The 18,582-nt window shown below is 51.7% G+C and carries 18 protein-coding genes; 7 read left to right on the forward strand and 11 right to left on the reverse strand.

The window, feature by feature from the left end; translation table 11 throughout:
• Positions 1 to 118: 118 nt before the first annotated feature.
• Positions 119 to 568 (reverse strand): GNAT family N-acetyltransferase, encoded by a 450-nt coding sequence (locus LCD46_10685; protein UOY72940.1) that lies wholly within the window; start codon positions 566 to 568, stop codon positions 119 to 121.
• Positions 569 to 716: 148 nt separating this feature from the next.
• Between LCD46_10685 and LCD46_10690 the strand changes: the two genes are divergently transcribed.
• The gene (locus LCD46_10690; protein ID UOY72736.1) at positions 717 to 1,256 is read left to right on the forward strand and encodes a DUF2058 domain-containing protein; all 540 of its coding nucleotides are present in this window, start codon (positions 717 to 719) and stop codon (positions 1,254 to 1,256) included.
• 7 nt (positions 1,257 to 1,263) lie between these two features.
• Here the strand turns inward: LCD46_10690 and LCD46_10695 are convergent, their stop codons facing one another.
• Together LCD46_10695 and azoR are read right to left on the reverse strand one after the other, a co-directional pair.
• Positions 1,264 to 1,950 carry an RluA family pseudouridine synthase gene (locus LCD46_10695; GenBank protein ID UOY72737.1) on the reverse strand — a complete coding sequence of 229 codons (687 nt, stop codon included), beginning with the start codon at positions 1,948 to 1,950 and terminating at the stop codon, positions 1,264 to 1,266.
• Positions 1,951 to 2,039: 89 nt separating this feature from the next.
• Complete coding sequence (azoR, locus tag LCD46_10700) at positions 2,040 to 2,645, reverse strand: FMN-dependent NADH-azoreductase (GenBank protein UOY72738.1); 606 nt, start codon at positions 2,643 to 2,645, stop codon at positions 2,040 to 2,042.
• A gap of 205 nt (positions 2,646 to 2,850) precedes the next feature.
• On the opposite strand from azoR, the gene hrpA reads away from it, so the two are divergent.
• Positions 2,851 to 6,753 carry an ATP-dependent RNA helicase HrpA gene (hrpA, locus tag LCD46_10705; GenBank protein UOY72739.1) on the forward strand — a complete coding sequence of 1,301 codons (3,903 nt, stop codon included), beginning with the start codon at positions 2,851 to 2,853 and terminating at the stop codon, positions 6,751 to 6,753.
• An 82-nt stretch (positions 6,754 to 6,835) separates the two neighbouring features.
• On the opposite strand, the gene LCD46_10710 is transcribed toward hrpA, so the two are convergent.
• Positions 6,836 to 7,495, reverse strand: a complete 660-nt coding sequence (locus LCD46_10710) for an O-methyltransferase (protein UOY72740.1) — start codon at positions 7,493 to 7,495, stop codon at positions 6,836 to 6,838.
• Positions 7,496 to 7,778: 283 nt separating this feature from the next.
• On the opposite strand from LCD46_10710, the gene LCD46_10715 reads away from it, so the two are divergent.
• Positions 7,779 to 8,582, forward strand: coding sequence for a YdcF family protein (locus tag LCD46_10715; protein UOY72741.1), 804 nt, complete (start codon positions 7,779 to 7,781; stop codon positions 8,580 to 8,582).
• Between the two features lie 40 nt (positions 8,583 to 8,622).
• On the opposite strand, the gene gap is transcribed toward LCD46_10715, so the two are convergent.
• Positions 8,623 to 9,624, reverse strand: coding sequence for a type I glyceraldehyde-3-phosphate dehydrogenase (gap, locus tag LCD46_10720; protein UOY72742.1), 1,002 nt, complete (start codon positions 9,622 to 9,624; stop codon positions 8,623 to 8,625).
• Positions 9,625 to 9,812: 188 nt separating this feature from the next.
• On the opposite strand from gap, the gene cybB reads away from it, so the two are divergent.
• Positions 9,813 to 10,343 carry a cytochrome b561 gene (gene cybB / locus LCD46_10725; GenBank protein UOY72743.1) on the forward strand — a complete coding sequence of 177 codons (531 nt, stop codon included), beginning with the start codon at positions 9,813 to 9,815 and terminating at the stop codon, positions 10,341 to 10,343.
• 45 nt (positions 10,344 to 10,388) lie between these two features.
• On the opposite strand, the gene LCD46_10730 is transcribed toward cybB, so the two are convergent.
• Positions 10,389 to 11,456 carry an oxidoreductase gene (locus tag LCD46_10730; GenBank protein ID UOY72744.1) on the reverse strand — a complete coding sequence of 356 codons (1,068 nt, stop codon included), beginning with the start codon at positions 11,454 to 11,456 and terminating at the stop codon, positions 10,389 to 10,391.
• Positions 11,449 to 12,213, reverse strand: coding sequence for a DeoR/GlpR family DNA-binding transcription regulator (locus LCD46_10735; GenBank protein ID UOY72745.1), 765 nt, complete (start codon positions 12,211 to 12,213; stop codon positions 11,449 to 11,451). The genes LCD46_10730 and LCD46_10735 overlap by 8 nt, the downstream gene beginning before the upstream one ends.
• A gap of 512 nt (positions 12,214 to 12,725) precedes the next feature.
• On the opposite strand from LCD46_10735, the gene LCD46_10740 reads away from it, so the two are divergent.
• Positions 12,726 to 13,423 (forward strand): IS1 family transposase gene (locus LCD46_10740; protein UOY72746.1). Its coding sequence is split into 2 segments (ribosomal slippage): positions 12,726 to 12,975 and positions 12,975 to 13,423, totalling 699 coding nucleotides; the frame shifts between segments, so codons are not numbered across the junction.
• Positions 13,424 to 13,433: 10 nt separating this feature from the next.
• Here LCD46_10740 and LCD46_10745 read toward each other — a convergent pair.
• Positions 13,434 to 14,102 (reverse strand): MarR family transcriptional regulator, encoded by a 669-nt coding sequence (locus LCD46_10745; protein UOY72747.1) that lies wholly within the window; start codon positions 14,100 to 14,102, stop codon positions 13,434 to 13,436.
• Between the two features lie 277 nt (positions 14,103 to 14,379).
• Here LCD46_10745 and LCD46_10750 point away from each other — a divergent pair, with 277 nt between their 5' ends.
• Positions 14,380 to 15,843 (forward strand): EAL domain-containing protein, encoded by a 1,464-nt coding sequence (locus LCD46_10750; protein ID UOY72748.1) that lies wholly within the window; start codon positions 14,380 to 14,382, stop codon positions 15,841 to 15,843.
• Positions 15,844 to 15,874: 31 nt separating this feature from the next.
• Here LCD46_10750 and LCD46_10755 read toward each other — a convergent pair whose 3' ends face one another.
• The 3 genes from LCD46_10755 to LCD46_10765 all read right to left on the reverse strand — a co-directional run bounded on the left by LCD46_10755 (position 15,875) and on the right by LCD46_10765 (position 17,537).
• Positions 15,875 to 16,147, reverse strand: coding sequence for a CsbD family protein (locus LCD46_10755; protein UOY72749.1), 273 nt, complete (start codon positions 16,145 to 16,147; stop codon positions 15,875 to 15,877).
• A gap of 119 nt (positions 16,148 to 16,266) precedes the next feature.
• Complete coding sequence (locus LCD46_10760) at positions 16,267 to 16,935, reverse strand: epoxyqueuosine reductase QueH (GenBank protein ID UOY72750.1); 669 nt, start codon at positions 16,933 to 16,935, stop codon at positions 16,267 to 16,269.
• A gap of 125 nt (positions 16,936 to 17,060) precedes the next feature.
• Entirely contained in the window at positions 17,061 to 17,537 is a 477-nt protein-coding gene (locus LCD46_10765) for a GNAT family N-acetyltransferase (GenBank protein ID UOY72751.1), read from the reverse strand.
• Positions 17,538 to 17,626: 89 nt separating this feature from the next.
• On the opposite strand from LCD46_10765, the gene LCD46_10770 reads away from it, so the two are divergent.
• A complete protein-coding gene (locus LCD46_10770; GenBank protein UOY72752.1) occupies positions 17,627 to 18,556 on the forward strand; it encodes a LysR family transcriptional regulator in 930 nt (309 codons plus the stop codon).
• Positions 18,557 to 18,582 lie beyond the last annotated feature (26 nt).

Raw genomic sequence — 18,582 nt, forward strand, 5'->3', positions numbered from 1 at the left:
TGTTGCTAAGAAGTTACCGATGCATAATTTATGCCTGAGCCCGCGGCGCAGGGGAAGTGACTTAATTTCAATGCAACATGAGGGAAGTTCATGATGTTGATCACATTTTCTGACCGCGCTAGATCATCATGAATTTTTTAGCGAAACAGACTGCTTCTTGCTTGCCGATGTAGGGTCCGTAGTTGTCGATTACGCTGTAGCCATTCCGCACATAGAAATTCACAGCGCGCCTGTTCACTTTTCGTGTTTCAAGCAAGATTTCACCGTAGCCTAAATTTTGCGCAGAGGCTTCAAGAAAAGCCAGTAAAGCCTGCCCAATACCGGGTTCGCTTCTGTCGGAGTACATTCGCTTAAGTTCGGCAACCTGCCCGGAGAGCGGGCGCAATGCCGCACATCCCACGGCGTCACCCTTGTCATTTTTAGCGACAACCCACAGCGTGCGTTCGGCCATCATGGCGTCGACGTTAAAATGTTGTGTACCGCCATCCCCGGTAATCGCTGCCAGTTCTGATGACAGATTTTCAATGAGGCGTTGGGATTCGGACGCGTGCAGGTCTGCGACTTTAATCTATATCATGGGTGTATCCCGTGTGCTTTATTGGCAGCCGCAAAATTATCAGACAGTTAAGGCGAGCTGTCCTATGTTTTACTTATGTTTCGGCACGGGCTTAATGACGGTATAATCCCCAAAATTTCCAATCGGTTTAGAAACGATCATGACAAAACTCACCTTACAAGAGCAGATGCTGAAAGCAGGCCTGGTCAGCAGCAAGAAAGCGGCGAAAGTGCAGCGCACGGCAAAGAAATCACGCGTTCAGGCGCGTGAAGCTCGGGAAGCGGTTGAAGAGAACAAGAAAGCGCAGATCGAGCGCGATAAACTGCTGAGCGAGCAGCAAAAACAGGCAGTACTGGCGAAAGAGTTTAAAGCCCAGGTGAAACAGTTGATTGAGATGAACCGCATCACCGTTTCAAGGGGCAACATCACCTTTAACTTCACCGACGGTAATCTGATCAAGAGAATCGAGGTTGATAAGCAGACTCAAACTCAGTTGATTAACGGTCGTCTGGCGATTGCCCGCCTGGTCATCAACGCCAGCGGTGACTGCGAATACGCAATTATCCCGGCTGTGGTGGCAGACAAAATTGCCCAGCGCGATGCCGACAGTATCGTATTAAACAGCGCGCTCAGCCAGGAAGAGCAGGACGAAGACGATCCGTACGCGGACTTCAAAATCCCGGACGATTTGATGTGGTAAATCCCCTTCAGAACGGGGCGGCGTGACGGGCGTTAACCGGCTCTCCGCTCACGGGATGAATAAAATTCAATTCGCAGGCATGCAGCATCAGCCGGGGCGCGTCTTCCGCTCCCGGCGCTTCGAGACCACCATACAGATCGCAGCCCAGAATCGGGTGCCCCAGCTGCTGGCAGTGAATGCGCAACTGGTGGGTTCGCCCGGTCTCCGGGGTGAGTTTCACCCGTGTTAACGGCAGTCCCGTCTCCTGATAAAACCTTTCCACCACCCGATAGTGGGAGCGGGCGGGTTTACCATTTTTCGCGCAGATCGACATCAATGGGAATAGCGCCGGATCTTTGGCAATCGGCGCATCAATTACACCTTCGTCATTTTCAACATGTCCGCAAAGCAGGGCGCTGTAGACTTTCTCCACGCTGCGCTGGCTGAACTGTTCGCACAGTGCGGCATTGATGGCTTTATTGCGCGCAACCACCATCAACCCTGAGGTACCAAAATCCAGGCGGTGTACCAGCGTGCAGCCAGGGAACGTCTGGACCAGACGATAATGGACAGAATCGAGGTTTTGCGGATTTTTGCCCGAGAGGCTGAGCAGACCGGAAGGCTTATTGATCAGCAGCAGATGTTCATCCTGCCAGAGGATCTCGATGTTGTCGTGACACGGTGGGGCAATAAAAGAATCAATAATCGCAGACATCAGGCCGCCCGGCTGGAGAGTGGGAGCGGATGATAACTAAATGCGGAGAAAAGAAAAACCCTCCCACCGGGCGGTGAGAGGGGAATATCTTAAGCAGCTACGAAACTGTCGATAGCAGATTTCGCATCGGTCTGCGCTTTGGTCGCCATTTCAGGACCGTAGGCAATACCTTCAGCGAACACGAAGTTCACATCAGTGATACCGATGAAGCCCAGGAAAACGGTCAGATATGGTGCAACCAGGTCGGTTGGGGTGTCTTTGTGGATACCGCCACGGCTGGTCAGTACGATCGCACGTTTACCTTTTACCAGGCCTTCAGGACCGTTCTCGGTGTAACGGAAGGTTACGCCAGCACGCGCCACCAGGTCGAAATAGTTCTTCAACTGAGTTGGGATGTTGAAGTTGTACATTGGGGCGTTAATGACGATAACGTCGTGCGCCTGCAGCTCAGCAATCAGTTCGTCGGACAGGGCCAGAGCTTCCTGCTGACGTGGGCTCAGTGGTGCATCGCTTGGACGCAGCGCGCCAACCAGCTCGCCGTCCAGCACAGGAATTGGGTTTGCAGCCAGGTCACGCACGGTGATTTCGTCAGCAGAATGCTGTTCACGCCACTGTTCAACGAAGTAATCAGACAGCTGACCAGACTGAGAGTACCCTGCCAGAATACTGGATTTCAAAACTAATACTTTGCTCATGGGTGATTCCTGTTATTGCATTTGATTGAAGGGGGTTGCCCCGTTGCTTGTTGACACTCTATTCACAATCCTGCCATAGAGATAGCGCAATATATCGAAGCCTATGTTCGAATTTTTTGAATAAGGCGCTGAAAGCACCAATGTGGTACTCTATAGCAATCATTAAAAAGAGATTTTACCTGGCAGTGCACTGCCCGTTAACGCTATGACAGAACAACAAAAACTCACCTTCGCGATGCTCCTGCAACAGCTTGATTCGCTGACGCTGCGTGATAAACAGCGCTTTGCCCGACGTTTACACGGCGTGAAGAAGGTTAAAAATCCTGATGCACAACAGGCCATTTACCAGGAGATGGCAAAAGAGATTGAACAGGCGGCAGGGAAAGTTGTGCTGCGTGAAGCTGCGCGTCCGGCGATCAATTACCCGGATAACCTGCCCGTCAGTCAGAAAAAACAGGACATCCTCGAAGCTATCCGCGATCACCAGGTGGTGATTGTCGCCGGCGAAACCGGTTCGGGGAAAACCACCCAGCTGCCGAAAATCTGTATGGAGCTGGGCCGCGGGATCAAAGGGCTGATTGGCCACACCCAGCCGCGTCGTCTGGCGGCGCGTACTGTTGCGAACCGTATTGCCGAAGAGCTGCAAACGGAGCCGGGCGGCTGCATCGGTTACAAGGTGCGATTCAGCGACCACGTTAGCGATAACACTATGGTCAAACTGATGACCGACGGTATTCTGCTGGCGGAAATCCAGCAGGATCGCCTGCTGATGCAGTACGACACCATCATTATTGACGAAGCGCACGAACGCAGTCTGAACATCGACTTCCTGCTCGGCTACCTGAAAGAGCTGCTGCCGCGTCGCCCGGATCTGAAAATCATCATCACCTCCGCAACCATCGACCCGGAACGCTTCTCGAAGCATTTCAACAATGCGCCGATTATCGAGGTGTCAGGACGCACGTATCCCGTGGAAGTGCGCTATCGCCCGATTGTGGAAGAGGCGGATGATACCGAGCGTGACCAGCTGCAGGCTATTTTCGATGCCGTTGACGAACTGGGTAACGAAAGCGCGGGTGATATTCTGATCTTTATGAGCGGCGAGCGCGAAATTCGCGACACCGCCGATGCGCTCAGCAAGCGCGACCTGCGCCACACGGAGATCCTGCCGCTGTACGCGCGTCTGTCAAACAGCGAACAGAACCGCGTGTTCCAGGCGCACAGCGGGCGACGTATCGTGCTGGCGACCAACGTGGCGGAAACCTCGCTGACCGTACCGGGGATCAAATACGTTATCGACCCGGGTACGGCGCGTATCAGTCGCTATAGCTACCGTACCAAAGTTCAGCGCCTGCCGATTGAGCCGGTCTCCCAGGCCTCGGCGAACCAGCGTAAGGGCCGCTGTGGTCGTGTGTCAGAAGGGATCTGTATTCGTCTTTACTCTGAGGACGATTTCCTGTCGCGTCCGGAATTTACTGACCCGGAAATTCTGCGCACCAACCTGGCGTCCGTTATCCTGCAGATGACTGCCCTGGGGCTGGGCGACATCGCGGCGTTCCCGTTCGTGGAAGCGCCGGACAAACGCAACATTCAGGACGGTGTACGTCTGCTGGAAGAGCTCGGCGCTATTACCACCGATGAGCAGGCAACGGCTTATAAGCTGACGCCGCTGGGCCGTCAGCTCAGCCAGTTGCCGGTCGACCCGCGTCTGGCGCGTATGGTGCTGGAAGCACAAAAACACGGCTGCGTGCGTGAAGCGATGATCATCACCTCGGCGCTCTCCATTCAGGATCCGCGTGAACGTCCGATGGACAAACAGCAGGCGTCTGATGAAAAACACCGCCGCTTCCACGATAAAGAGTCCGATTTCCTCGCCTTCGTGAACCTGTGGAACTACCTCGGTGAGCAGCAGAAAGCGCTCTCCTCGAACCAGTTCCGCCGCCAGTGTCGCGTGGATTTCCTCAACTACCTGCGCGTACGCGAGTGGCAGGATATCTACACCCAGCTCCGCCAGGTGGTGAAAGAGCTGGGCATTCCGGTCAACAGTGAACCGGCGGAATACCGGGAAGTGCATATCGCACTGCTGACTGGTTTGTTGTCCCATATCGGGATGAAGGACGCAGAAAAGCAGGAGTATACCGGCGCGCGTAACGCCCGTTTCTCCATCTTCCCCGGTTCCGGCTTATTCAAAAAACCACCGAAATGGACCATGGTGGCCGAGTTGGTGGAAACCAGCCGTCTGTGGGGGCGAATTGCGGCGCGTATCGATCCGGAATGGGTTGAGCCGGTGGCGCAACATCTGCTGAAACGCTCGTACAGTGAGCCACACTGGGAGCGTGCGCAGGGCGCGGTAATGGCAACTGAGAAGGTGACCGTCTACGGTCTGCCTGTCGTGGCCGCGCGTAAGGTCAACTACAGCCAGATCGATCCGGCGCTGTGCCGCGAGCTGTTTATCCGCCATGCGCTGGTGGAAGGTGATTGGCAGACTCGCCACGCCTTCTTCCGCGAAAACCTCAAACTGCGCGCCGAGGTGGAAGAGCTGGAACACAAATCCCGCCGTCGCGACATTTTGGTGGACGACGAGGCGCTGTTTGAGTTTTACGATCAGCGCATCAGCCATGATGTGATCTCTGCCCGTCACTTCGACAGCTGGTGGAAGAAGGCCAGCAAAGAGACGCCAGACCTGCTCAACTTTGAGAAGAGCATGTTGATTAAGGAAGGGGCGGAGTCAGTCAGCAAACTTGATTACCCGAACTTCTGGCATCAGGGCAACCTCAAGCTGCGGTTGACCTATCAGTTTGAACCCGGCGCAGACGCGGATGGGGTGACCGTACACATTCCGCTACCACTGTTAAACCAGGTGGAAGAGAGCGGGTTCGAGTGGCAAATTCCTGGCCTGCGTCGCGAACTGGTCATTGCATTAATCAAATCGCTGCCTAAACCGGTGCGCCGCAACTTTGTGCCTGCGCCAAACTATGCGGAAGCCTTTTTAGGCCGCGTCACACCGCTGGAACTGCCGCTGCTGGACGCGCTGGAGCGTGAATTCCGACGCATGACCGGCACGACCATCGACCGCGATGACTGGAACTGGGATCAGGTGCCCGATCACCTGAAAATCAGCTTCCGCGTGGTGGACGATAAAAACAAAAAGCTGCAGGAAGGGCGTTCCCTGACCGAATTGAAAGAGGCGTTGAAAGGCAAAGTCCAGGAGACGCTCTCTGCGGTTGCGGATGACGGTATCGAGCAGAGCGGATTGCACATCTGGAGTTTTGGTCAGCTTCCGGAAAGCTACGAGCAGAAGCGCGGTAACTATAAGGTGAAGGCCTGGCCTGCGCTGGTCGATGAGCGCGACAGTGTGGCGATCAAGCTGTTTGATAACCCGCAGGAACAGCAACAGATGATGTGGCGCGGCCTGCGCCGCTTGCTGCTATTGAATATCCCGTCGCCGATTAAGTATCTGCACGAGAAGTTACCGAACAAAGCCAAACTGGGGCTGTACTTTAACCCATACGGTAAAGTGCTGGATCTGATCGACGACTGCATCTCCTGCGGCGTGGACAAACTGATCCACGAGGCGGGTGGTCCGGTCTGGACGGAAGCAGGTTTTGCTCAGCTTCATGACAAGGTGCGCGCGGAGCTGAACGACACGGTGGTAGATATTGCCAAACAGGTCGAGCAAATCCTCACCACCGTTTTCAATATCAACAAACGTCTGAAAGGGCGCGTGGATATGACCATGGCGCTGGGGCTGTCAGATGTAAAAGCACAGATGGCCGGGCTGGTGTACCGCGGGTTTGTCACCGGAAACGGCTTTAAGCGACTCGGCGATACGCTGCGTTATCTGCAGGCGATTGAAAAACGGCTCGAGAAAATGGCTATCGACCCACATCGCGATCGCGCTCAGATGTTGAAAGTGGAGAGCGTGCAGCAGGCGTGGCAGCAGTGGCTGAATAAACTGCCGCCGACACGCCGCGACGATGAAGACGTTCAGGCAGTCCGCTGGATGATCGAAGAGCTCCGTGTCAGCTTCTTTGCCCAGCAGCTCGGTACGCCGTATCCGATTTCGGATAAACGTATTTTGCAGACAATGGAGCAGATTTCCGGTTAAAACCCTTGCCCGGTGGCGCTGCGCTTACCGGGCCTACGGAAGAAAATGTAGGCCGGGTAAGGCGTAGCCGCCACCCGGCTGGTTATCGTTCCACAATTGCCAGCGTAAACCCGTCCCACCCCTTAACCCCCACCGTCTGCAACGCGGTGGCGGTTAAACGGGGATTGTCCCCAATCATCTCGATAAACCGACGAACACCCTGCACGCGCGCATCGTCACTTTGCTCGTTAATCACTTCGCCCTCGCGTACCACGTTATCACCAATAATCAACGTCCCTGGGCGGGAGTAGTGCAGCGCCCATTCCAGATAACCTGGGTTGTTTGGCTTATCTGCATCAATAAAGATCAGGTCGAATGGCGGTATATCACCGAAATTCTCGAGCGAGTTCAGAGCCGGGCCTTCTACCAGTTCAATACGGTTGTTTAGCCCCGCGAGGTGGATATTCTGGCGGGCAATTTCGGCATGGGTTGGATCCGCTTCAAGCGTAATCAGCTTTCCGTCTGGCGGCAGAGCGCGAGCCATCCAGATGGAACTATAGGCACCGAGCGTGCCAATCTCAAGAACACGCCGCGACTGCGTCAGACGGACAAACAGCGCCAGCAGTTGACCCTGATTGGCCGCTACATCGTGTTCGGGGAGCCCGCCGCGTTTGTTGTTTTCCAGTACCTGACGCAAGACATCATCTTCAGGAATAAGCGAAGAAATCATGAAATTATCTACTGCTGACCACTGTTGTTGCATAGATTGGCTCCTGAGAGTAAAAACTGGGGGCGAAATAGGGACCTGGTAATCGTAGCACTTCAGGCATTGAACCTTCGTAAATCTGGCCCCGAAGTTCCCTGTAAAATCGTTCACGGTATAATTGAGCCGCACTGGGTACTTTTTTAAACAGCACACGCAACAGAATGTTTTGAGTGATAGAAAACCAATAGCATAATAGGCAGATGCAATCCGATTCGGCGCTCGCCTGTACTTTATTAGCCAGAAGCCGTCCCCCTGAAGAGACTCACAGGAGAAGTTCATCATGGTTCAGACCCATTTCCCCATTCTGCCTGATGCCACTCTGGCGGCGATTAATACTCTCGGCACATGGCTGGCGCAGGATGATCTGAGCGGTTCCCGTCAGAACCCGGATGTCGATGGGGTGGTTCTGGCAGGAAACGCGGTCATTCCGACTATTGATGCGGCCTGCCGTATCGCCGCGCAAAACGAGATCCCGTTGCTGATTAGCGGCGGTATCGGCCATTCGACCGCGTTTCTATATGCGGGCATTGGCAGTCACCCGCGTTATCACACGATACCGGTCACTGGGCGACCGGAAGGCGGTATTCTGGCCGACATTGCGCGCGAGTTCTGGCAGATCCCTGAGGGACGTTTGTGGATCGAAGATCAATCCACCAACTGTGGTGAAAACGCGCGTTTTAGCTGGAACATACTGAAAAAACGTCAGCGAGCTACCGGACGGGTGCTGGTGGTGCAGGATCCGACGATGCAGCGACGTACCATGGCGACGTTTGCCCGCGTGTGCCGGGATGAACCCGTTGCACCGCGGTGGATAAGCCACCCGGGTGTTACGCCGACACTGCAGAACGGCAAAGATGGGGTGGAATTTAGCGAGGGCAACACCGGACTGTGGCCCGTTGACCGCTACCTGTCACTGGTTCTGGGGGAACTGCCGCGACTGTATGATGACGTTAACGGCTATGGTCCTGCCGGACGTGATTTTATCGCGCACGTTGAGTTTCCTGATGCCGTGGCAGACGCATGGGCATTGCTACAGCAGGATCCGATCCTGAAAAACGCCTTATCCCGGCGCTCGCTTCTCTGAGCATCCTGCGGTTTCCCCCTCCGCAAAGAGGGGGAAGGCATTACAGTGCGGCGTACTTATTCAGCGTACGCACCAGCTGCGTCACAAAACCATATTCGTTGTCATACCAGGCGACGGCTTTCACCAGTTGCAGATCGCCCGCTTCCGTTACCTCAGTTTGCGTGGCATCAAATACCGAACCAAAGTGCGAACCGATCACATCTGACGACACAATCTCTTCATCGGTATAACCAAACGATTTATTTCCCTGCGTCGCCTTTTTCAACGCGGTATTGATCTCTTCAACCGTGACTTTTTTACCCAGAATGGCGACCAGTTCGGTGACGGAGCCGGTTTTAACCGGCACGCGCTGCGCGTGGCCTTTCAGTTTGCCACTCAACGCGGGGATGACCAGGCCGATGGCTTTCGCCGCACCGGTGGTATGCGGAATGATATTTTCTGCCGCCGCGCGTGAGGCACGAAGATCTTTTCCGCGAGGCCCATCTACCAGTGCCTGGGTACCGGTATAGGCGTGAATAGTCGTCATGGTACCGACTTTAATTTCAAAGGCATCATGCAGCGCTTTTGCCAGTGGGGCGAGGCAGTTGGTGGTGCAGGAAGCGACGGAAATGATGGTATCACTGGCGTCAATGGTGTCGTCATTCACGTTATAAACGATGGTTTTCATCTCTCCGGCTGGGGCAGAAATAAGCACTTTCTTCGCGCCTGCATCCAGATGCGCTCGTGATTTTTCTTCGGAGGTGTAAAAGCCGGTGCACTCCACAACGATATCCACACCTGCGGCTTTCCACGGAATATGCTTCGCCTCTTTTTCGGCGTATACCGCAATGGTTTTACCGTCAACAATCAGCGCATCTTCAGTGAAATCCACGCTCCACGGGAAACCACCGTAGTTGGAATCATGCCTGAGCAGATAGGCCAATACTTTGGGAGAGGTGAGGTCGTTGATGGCGACGACGGTGTTGCTATCCTGGGTTTCAAGAAGGCGGCGCAGTACAAGGCGTCCAATGCGTCCAAATCCGTTAATGCCAATTTTACTCATGGTGTTCTCCTGTGAACGTGTCGATACGACAGTTTGAACTCATCCAGGCTTAGACCATCACGGGCTGGGCGGCAATTGAAGATGCTTCATGCGAAAGGAAGTATTTGAAAAACCATACAGAAAAATTGATGAATTTTTAAGGAAAGGGGATTATGTTGACGCGATATCCGTTTTTTTCAGGAAATCCCATGCGTACTAAATATACAAGCCTGCAAATCGCAATTCACTGGCTGGTGTTTCTGTTAATCATCGTTGCTTATTGCGCGATGGAGTTTAAAGGTTTCTTCCCGCGTACCGCTCGCCCATTGATCAATATGATCCACGTCTCATGCGGAATCACCATTCTGGTGCTGATGGTGACGCGTCTGCTGGTTCGTCTCAAGTTCCGCGCGCCACCGATTCAACCAAAGCCAAAAGCGATGGTGACGGGGATGTCTCATCTGGGGCATCTGGTGGTGTATATGCTGTTCATTGCGTTACCGCTGATTGGTATTGTGATGATGTACAACCGGGGCAGCGACTGGTTTGCTTTTGGCATGGTGATGCCGCATGCGGCGGAATCCAATTTTGACCTGGTCGATGTGCTGAAAGAGTGGCACGTTACGCTGGCGAATCTGGGCTATTTTATGATTGGCCTGCACGCACTGGCAGCACTGATGCACCACTATTTCTGGAAAGATAATACCCTTCTGCGCATGATGCCGAAAAAGCGTCAATAAATGCGGAAAACAGGCCGGGTAAGCGCAGCGCCACCCGGCTTTTTTTTAGCGCAGCTGAGCACGCTCTTCAGTAGTTAACGCCAGCGCCTGCGTTGATCCGGTCTCAGACGATTTCACTGCCGCTTCCAGTACAGCCATAACCGCTAATGCTTCGACAGGATTAACGGGGTTGGTGATTTTCCCGAGAACCGCATCACGTACATTAATGTAATACTGGCGCTGATCGCCTTTCGGGGTCGCAATAGTCTGCTGTGCTCCGTCTGCTCCATAGAGCACCATGCTGTCGCTGTCTTCGCCCCAGGTTGCACTGCCGGGAATCACCCCTGCGAGCAGCTGCGCTTCCTGCTGATCGATTCTGGCTTTCATCACGCTGCCCTTATCCCCGTGGACCGTAAAGCGTGCCGTACCGCCTGCGACCAGCATGCTGGCATGCAGAATGACCTTATGTTGCGGATAATTTAAGACCACGTGCGCCCAGTCGTTAATTTCTGCACCGTCGCGCAGCGTCGCGATATTCCCCTGAACCGACTGCGGCAGGCCAAAGAGCTGAAGCGTCTGGTCAATCAGGTGAGGACCCAGGTCAAACCACAGGCCGCTCCCGGGGACGTTCTGCTCGCGCCAGCGCACGCGTACTTCCGGACGGAAACGGTCAATATGCGACTCCAGATGTTTAATCTTGCCGAGCGTACCTTGCTCAATAAGCTGCTTAATGCCGAGGAAATCGCTGTCCCAGCGGCGGTTGTGAAAGACGGAGAGCAAAAGCTGCTTTTCATCCGCCAGCGCAATCAGGTCGCGGGCTTCCTGCATGTCGAGGGTGAAAGGCTTATCCACAACCACATGTTTCCCGGCGTTCAGCGCAAGCGTGGCCAGCGGCGCGTGGGTGGCGTTGGGGGAGGCAATAACGACCAGATCGACATCCGGATGCTGAATGGCCTCTTCCGGTGTTGCAACCACCTGAACATCCGGAAGATCGCGTTTTACTTTTTCTTCATCACGAGAAGAGACGACCGCCAGCTTAAGTCCATCAACGGACTGGATCAGCGGTGCATGGAAAGTTTTGCCGACAAATCCATACCCGATCAATGCAATGTTGATTGTTTTCACTTTACTCATGACCTTCTCCACGTTGATTCGCGCAAACCGTGACCTGCAATGCGCTATGGTCCCCAAGCTCAGGCCAGGGACGATCCAGAAACAGTTGTTGGATGTTGGATAACTCGCAAACCAGATACGGTTCGCAGCGGTTGACTTTAAGGTGGTCGGCGACAATCCAGTGAGCATGGCTTACGGCAAGCATCGCGCGCTTGACCTCCGCATCTGCTTCTGTACTGGCACTCAGACCGAGATCGGCATGGATGGCGCACGCCCCGAGAATAGCGATATCCGCACGATAACGGGACAGGAGGGACAGGGTGGCGCTTCCGGCGAACAGGCGCTGCTTTTGGTCCCATTTTCCACCGAGCAGGATCAGCTCAATATTATCCTGGTCGCTAAAATGCTGGGCAATATCCAGCGAGGTGGTGATAACAGTCAGCGGCCCCTGAAGAAAGGTGGCAACAGCCATCACCGTGCTTCCGGCATCCAGAAACAGGGTGGAGCCCGGTGGAACTGCCTGCGCGACCTGTTTACCCAGACGCTGTTTGGCTTCGGGCAGCAACGTACTGCGCCCCTGACGATTCATGGCGGAAAGATTGAGTGCAATAGCCCCGCCATGATTCTTCTGCGCAAGGCCCTGGTTTTCAAGGTCAGTCAGATCGCGGCGGATGGTGTCTGCTGAAACCTGAAGCTTTTCTGCCAGCTCGGTGATACTGGCCTGTCCTTGCTCACTAATAATATCAAGTACATATCGTTGACGAGCCGTTTTGTGCATGAACAAATCCTGCAAAATGTCGCAATAGTTCGCATAATACAGCATTTCAGCGCAGAGAAAAGCACAATGTCGTCACCAGGATACGCAAGTGGGGTAATGATTCAGGTGGGTGATTATTAAAATTATATTAAGTGCTTATAAGTAAACCGTTTTAAATGTTAACCATGGTGTTATTGTTATGTTTTATTTAATAGTTTGGATTATGTCGCTATTGTATCACCCTTATCTGGCTATATATTTCAATTAAATTCTAATTAACGAATTAAAATAACGTAAATTTGTTTTTTAATGGTCATATGTGTCGCCGTGTAGGCTTTAACTACGTAAGTTGACACTTCTTTGAAAATCTTTGTGTCTGACCCGTCATGAAATTAACGCAAAAATGTGCATATAACGAATTAGGAATTTTCCTTAAATAACAGGGGGTTTATATGTTTCATTTGAAAGTCCATTTTCGGGTAATGGTGCCAACTTACTGATTTAGTGTATGATGGTGTTTTTGAGGTGCTCCAGTGGCTTCTGTTTCTATCAGCTGTCCCTCCTGTTCAGCTACTGAAGGCGTGGTGCGTAACGGTAAAAGTACTGCCGGACATCAGCGCTATCTCTGCTCTCACTGCCGTAAAACATGGCAGCTACAGTTCACTTACACCGCTTCTCAACCCGGTACGCATCAGAAAATCATTGATATGGCCATGAATGGCGTCGGATGTCGCGCCAGTGCACGCATTATGGGCGTTGGCCTCAACACGATTTTACGACACTTAAAAAACTCAGGCCGCAGTCGGTAAACTCACGCATACAACCGGGCAGTGACGTCATTGTTTGCGCGGAAATGGACGAACAGTGGGGTTACGTCGGCGCTAAATCACGCCAGCGCTGGTTGTTTTACGCGTATGACAGGATACGGAGGACGGTTGTGGCGCACGTATTCGGTGAACGCACGTTGGCCACGCTGGAGCGTCTTCTGGGCCTGCTGTCGGCCTTTGAGGTCGTGGTATGGATGACGGATGGCTGGCCGCTGTATGAATCACGCCTGAAGGGAGAACTGCACGTTATCAGCAAGCGATATACGCAGCGCATTGAGCGGCATAACCTGAATCTGAGGCAGCATCTGGCAAGGCTGGGCAGGAAGTCACTGTCGTTCTCAAAATCGGTGGAGCTGCATGACAAAGTCATCGGGCATTATCTGAACATAAAACACTATCAGTAAGTTGGAGTCATTACCTTGCGAGTGTGCTTGCTGAATACTCAATAGTTGCACCATGGGCAGATTTGTTTTTTATGGCCTGCAGGTATAGATAGAGCATAATCATTCGACCGCCATCTTTATCGATGAATAATCCCACTTCAGGCAAAACTTTTCTGAACGTTAATCCCCGAAAAAGATATTCTGCCGCGCGACGGAAAAAATTATTTCTCAACACGTCATTATCCAAAAGGTTAACGTCAATATTAAATGCCGGATAAAGAATGCTGACCGGCAAAAATGCCCCGGACATATATCGCTTTAGTTCATTCAGGCCTTTTTCAGTTGGCGCTATTCTCGTTTTGCGTCTGTCTTCCGTGCAGCGCCAGGTGCTGATGCGCCCGGTGGTTCTGAGTATCGTAATGATTGCAATAACGCTGTTGGGGCTGGCTATTTTATAGCGAGAACATAACTCTTTTATTTCCGAGACAGATTCAGCCTGATTTCCAAAAATAAAACAACACATGGAAAGGATAATGTTAAATCGTGATTCCTGCAGCATCGTTTTGTAGAACAAAGGTTGTTTTTTGTAGATGGTGTCATTAATGGTGTAGTGCTCTAATATTGCCTCACTGAATCGCGGATTGTTCTTTATAACATCCCTTCGATGTAGCAAGGCCCTGGATGAGATATGATTATCCATAGCGTATTTCTCGTATTTGAATGAGCCGATAGATGAAGTATCCAGCCTTCTTTTTCGGAATTTTCATTATACCCTGAGAATGAAACATTTACCGTGGTTATTTGAAAAGAAAAGTATATTTGCACGTTGCGTGGCGTGAAGTGATTAACGCAAAGATGTTCCGGTGAGGACTGTTTCTTACCCTGTTATTGTACGGTAAAATTAATACTCACATCAGGTGCATGACATTTTATGCATTCACAAATGGAAATGGCGCGTTGGTGCCCAGGAGCAGGTTATGACCCAAAAAATTTCTCTCAGAAATGGGGCTTGCGATGACCAAAAGTTTGTCATCTCAGCCTGCGGCTTCACATTTCAGGGATATCGTCTGATCCTGGAAAAATACGGGATAGAGGCATCGCTTATTCGCTTTGTCGGGGATGAGATATCGCAACGAGACAGAAAAAATATTCTTATAAATCAGAGTGCTCACATTGTGGTGTTCCTCGGGAAAGGTATTGTCAATCTCCTTGAGAGTCTGAAACGCCTGGCATCCGTACTTAATTCGCTACCCGTTATTCAACGTGTTACTCTGTATGGTGATATACCAGACAGCTGGCTGTATCGCACCCTGGGTAGCCTTTTAAATAGCAGCCGTCAGTTATCGCTGATTCGCATGGCCAGCGTGTCTGATATAATAGGCTCCATCAGCATGCATGATAATATATTTAAGGATGGTTCTCGTTTATTGCGGGATCACTCTCTGGATTATTCTGCTAAAGGAAATTTTAAATGGCTAACCCGAAGGGAGGTTGATGTTTTATTAAGTTTCTACCGGGGTATGTCCGTAAAAGAATTGTGCGATACAATGGGGTTATCTAATAAAACGGTATATACTCACCGAAAGGAAGGTATTCAAAAATTACATTTAATCAAGCAATGGGTAAACGATCCACACAATTTCAATGTGGGTGAAAGTATTAAGCGCAAAAATCAAAAGACAGATTTTACGGAAAAGGAAACAGAGATTTTTAACGCACTGCTTAAGCGGGATATTTTCCCTGTGTACCAGATCATTACCGACCATAACAAAAAAGGGGTTGGTTTTGAAATACTTATTCGATGGAATAAAAATGGTAAAATCGTCAAGCCAGTCAGTTTTTTGGCTGATATTTCAAATAATGAAATATGGCTAAAGATTACGGCGTTAGTTATCCATGCTGCCGTGTCAGGTATTAATAAATATAACGGGAAATATTATTTTTCAGTTAATATACCACCCCGACTGGCTTCCGGGAATGCATTGCCTGATATGGCAAAGAAAGCTATCGACATGCTACTCAAACCGCGGTGGGCCGAAAATTTAGTCTTTGAATTCGCGGAGGATATTGATGTCACGAAGGACACCAGGATCCCTGAAACTATGCGGCATTTACGGAGTACGGGATGTCGATTATTTTTGGATGACTGCTTCTCTAACCATCAAACCATGTTCCCGGTGCGACAGGTACATTTTGATGGGCTCAAACTGGACAAGGACATTGTTGAGCATTTCGTGGCAAATGACAATGACTATCACCTTATTAAAGCGATACAGCTTTATAGCGATATGACCGGAACAGATTGCATTGCAGAGGGCGTTGATAGCGAAGAAAAATTTGAGAAATTAGCTGCCCTGGGCGTCAAAAACTTTCAGGGGTATTATTTATCTCGTGCTGTGAAAGAAGATGAGTTAGACCGCATGGTACGGTTATTTAGCTAGTAAGGAAAATAAAGCCCCGAAGGGCCTTGAGTTATTTTCGACCTAACAGCAGGCCGAGCACAATACCGACAGCACCGGCGGCGATTAGGCCGGTGAGAGGGTTATTTCTGACCGCTTCGGTGACATCGGAGACCGCATCACTGGCCTGCGCGGCATATTTTTTCGCAGCACCTTTTACCTGATGTTTTGGTGAATCAACGAATTCACCAAACTGCTGCTGCGCTGAACCTGCGAGTTCATCAAGTTTATTTTTTGCTTTATCTTCAGCAAACTGGGTATTTTTATCAGTACCGAAATCAGACATTTTTGCCTCCTTTTGTTGATAGTTAAAGGATAGCCGCTCTTTGTAGAGGTGAGAGGCGAAAGGCTAAATTCGGCACCTGAAAGGATGGTTTTCGGATATATCTCTATACCGGGAACCCGTTATTTCTCATTGTCATCCTGACCGTAATAGAGCTTCCCAATGCGGATCAACGGGCGGCCCTGAGACTTACGATGCAGGTTACTGTCCCTGAGAGAATAAACGCATCCACAATATTCCTGCTGGTAAAACTGTTCACGCTTGCTGATCTCTATCATGCGTGAGGATCCGCCCTGTTTGCGCCAGTTATAGTCCCAGTAAACCATACCTGGATAGCGTGCAGCCGCACGCTGGCCGCAGTCATTTATCTGCTGCATGTTCTTCCAGCGGGAGATACCCAGCGAGCTGCAGATGACGCTGAATCCATTTTCTGCCGCATAGAGCGCCGTTCGCTCGAAGCGCATATCGAAGCACATAGTGCAGCGCACGCCGCGCTCGGGTTCCCACTCCATGCCTTTAGCACGCTCAAACCAGTTATCGGTGTCGTAATCGGCATCAACAAACGGCACACCGTGTTTTTCCGCAAACCGAATATTTTCCTCCTTGCGAATGAGGTATTCCTTTTGCGGATGGATATTGGGGTTATAGAAAAAAATCGTGTATTCAATGCCAGAAGCCTGAATAGCCTCCATCACTTCACCCGAGCAGGGGGCACAGCAGGAGTGCAGCAGCAGTTTTTCGGCACCGTCTGGCAGGGTAAGTTGCGGGCGGATAAAAGGAACTGTCGTCATGATGTTCTGCATTATGTTTATGAAATTTATGGAAGAGTAGCATAAATTCATAAACTGTAGAGAAGGGAGCAACGCAGATAAGAATAATCCCGCGGGGCGGGATTATTCTCGGGTAAATCGTGCCGCTATTCGGCAAATTTGAGTAGTGCTTCGCCATCAAGACGATAGCGGATCCATTCGGACTGTGGCAGCGCGCCAATACTCAGGTAAAAGTCGATAGCGGGCTGGTTCCAGTCCAGCACGCTCCACTCAAGACGACCGCACTGTCGTTTTACCGCGAGCTGCGCGATATGTCTCAGCAGCGCTCTGCCTGCACCTTTACCGCGATATTCCGGAGAAACGTACAGGTCTTCCATATAAATCCCGTTGCGCCCGAGCCAGGTTGAATAGCTGGTGAAGTACACGGCATAGCCGGCGATCTTGCCTTCACACTCCGCGATCAATGCTTCGGTTTTGGTATCTGCGACAAAAAGCGTTTTCCGGATCTCCTCCGGTGTAGTAACCACTTCTTCCGGCGCTTTTTCATACACTGCCAGCTCATAGATCATGGCGTAAATGGCCGCCGCATCTTCGGGGCGTGCCTGACGAATGGTGATGCTCATTGTTTTCCCTGCTTTTAGCGTGCGTCTTGATTGATGGCGTTAAGCATACGGAGTATTGTCCGTAGAATTAAGTGCAATGAAATCAATATATGATGAATATTATGCATCCGGTACTGAGGCGGCTTGATTTAAACCTGCTGCCCGTTTTCGACGCGATTTACCGTCACCGCTCCGTTCGGCTGGCCGCTGACGAGTTGGCGATGAGCACATCCGCGCTCAGCCATGCGCTGTCGCGTTTGCGCGTCACCCTGAATGACCCGCTGTTTTTTCGCGAAGGACATAGTATGTCTCCCAGCGTGTATGCCTCTCAGCTCGCACCTTCGATTGCTTCCGCACTGTCGTTCCTGAATCATGAGCTGACCCCGCAGCTGGAGTTTGATGCAGCCAGCAGTACAGAGAGCTTGCAGATTGCGATAACGGATTTTACCGCGCTTTGCATTTTTCCTGCTCTGATGCACAAGCTGCAGCTTACTGCGCCGGGTTTACGATTTGAATTGCGCTATCTGCCGCACAGCCCGGCGCTGACGGAGCTGCTGGCGGGTGAGGTGGATCTGGCGCTGGGCTTTAGCACGCCGGATGATATCCGCCATCCGGAACTGGAAGAGATCGGCTGGTTTAAAGATGAGTATGTGGTCATCAGCAACGCAAGCCGGACGCGGCTTACGCTGGAGGATTATCTCGCGGCCCGGCATCTGGTGGTGACCCCGTGGAATGAGAAGAAGGGCGTGCTGGACGTGCGGCTTGAGCAGTTGGGCTATACCCGACAAATCGCGATCAAAACGCCGTCGATGCTCAGCGCGCCGTTTATCGTAGCGGAAAGCGACCTGCTGATGGCGATCCCCCGATATGCTGCTGAAAAGCTGATTGCGACAGCGGATCTCAGAATTTTTGCACTACCGTTCCCGATACACGCGTTCGAAGTGAAAATTTACTCACATAAACGCAGCGGGCAGCGGGGGGCGACCCGATGGCTTAAGGAGGAACTGCAGTCGCTAGCGCAGACTGGTAGGGACGTTTAGGCCGGGTAAGCGTCGCTACCCGGCAG

Source organism: Enterobacter ludwigii, from assembly GCA_023023105.1.
Lineage (GTDB): Bacteria > Pseudomonadota > Gammaproteobacteria > Enterobacterales > Enterobacteriaceae > Enterobacter > Enterobacter adelaidei.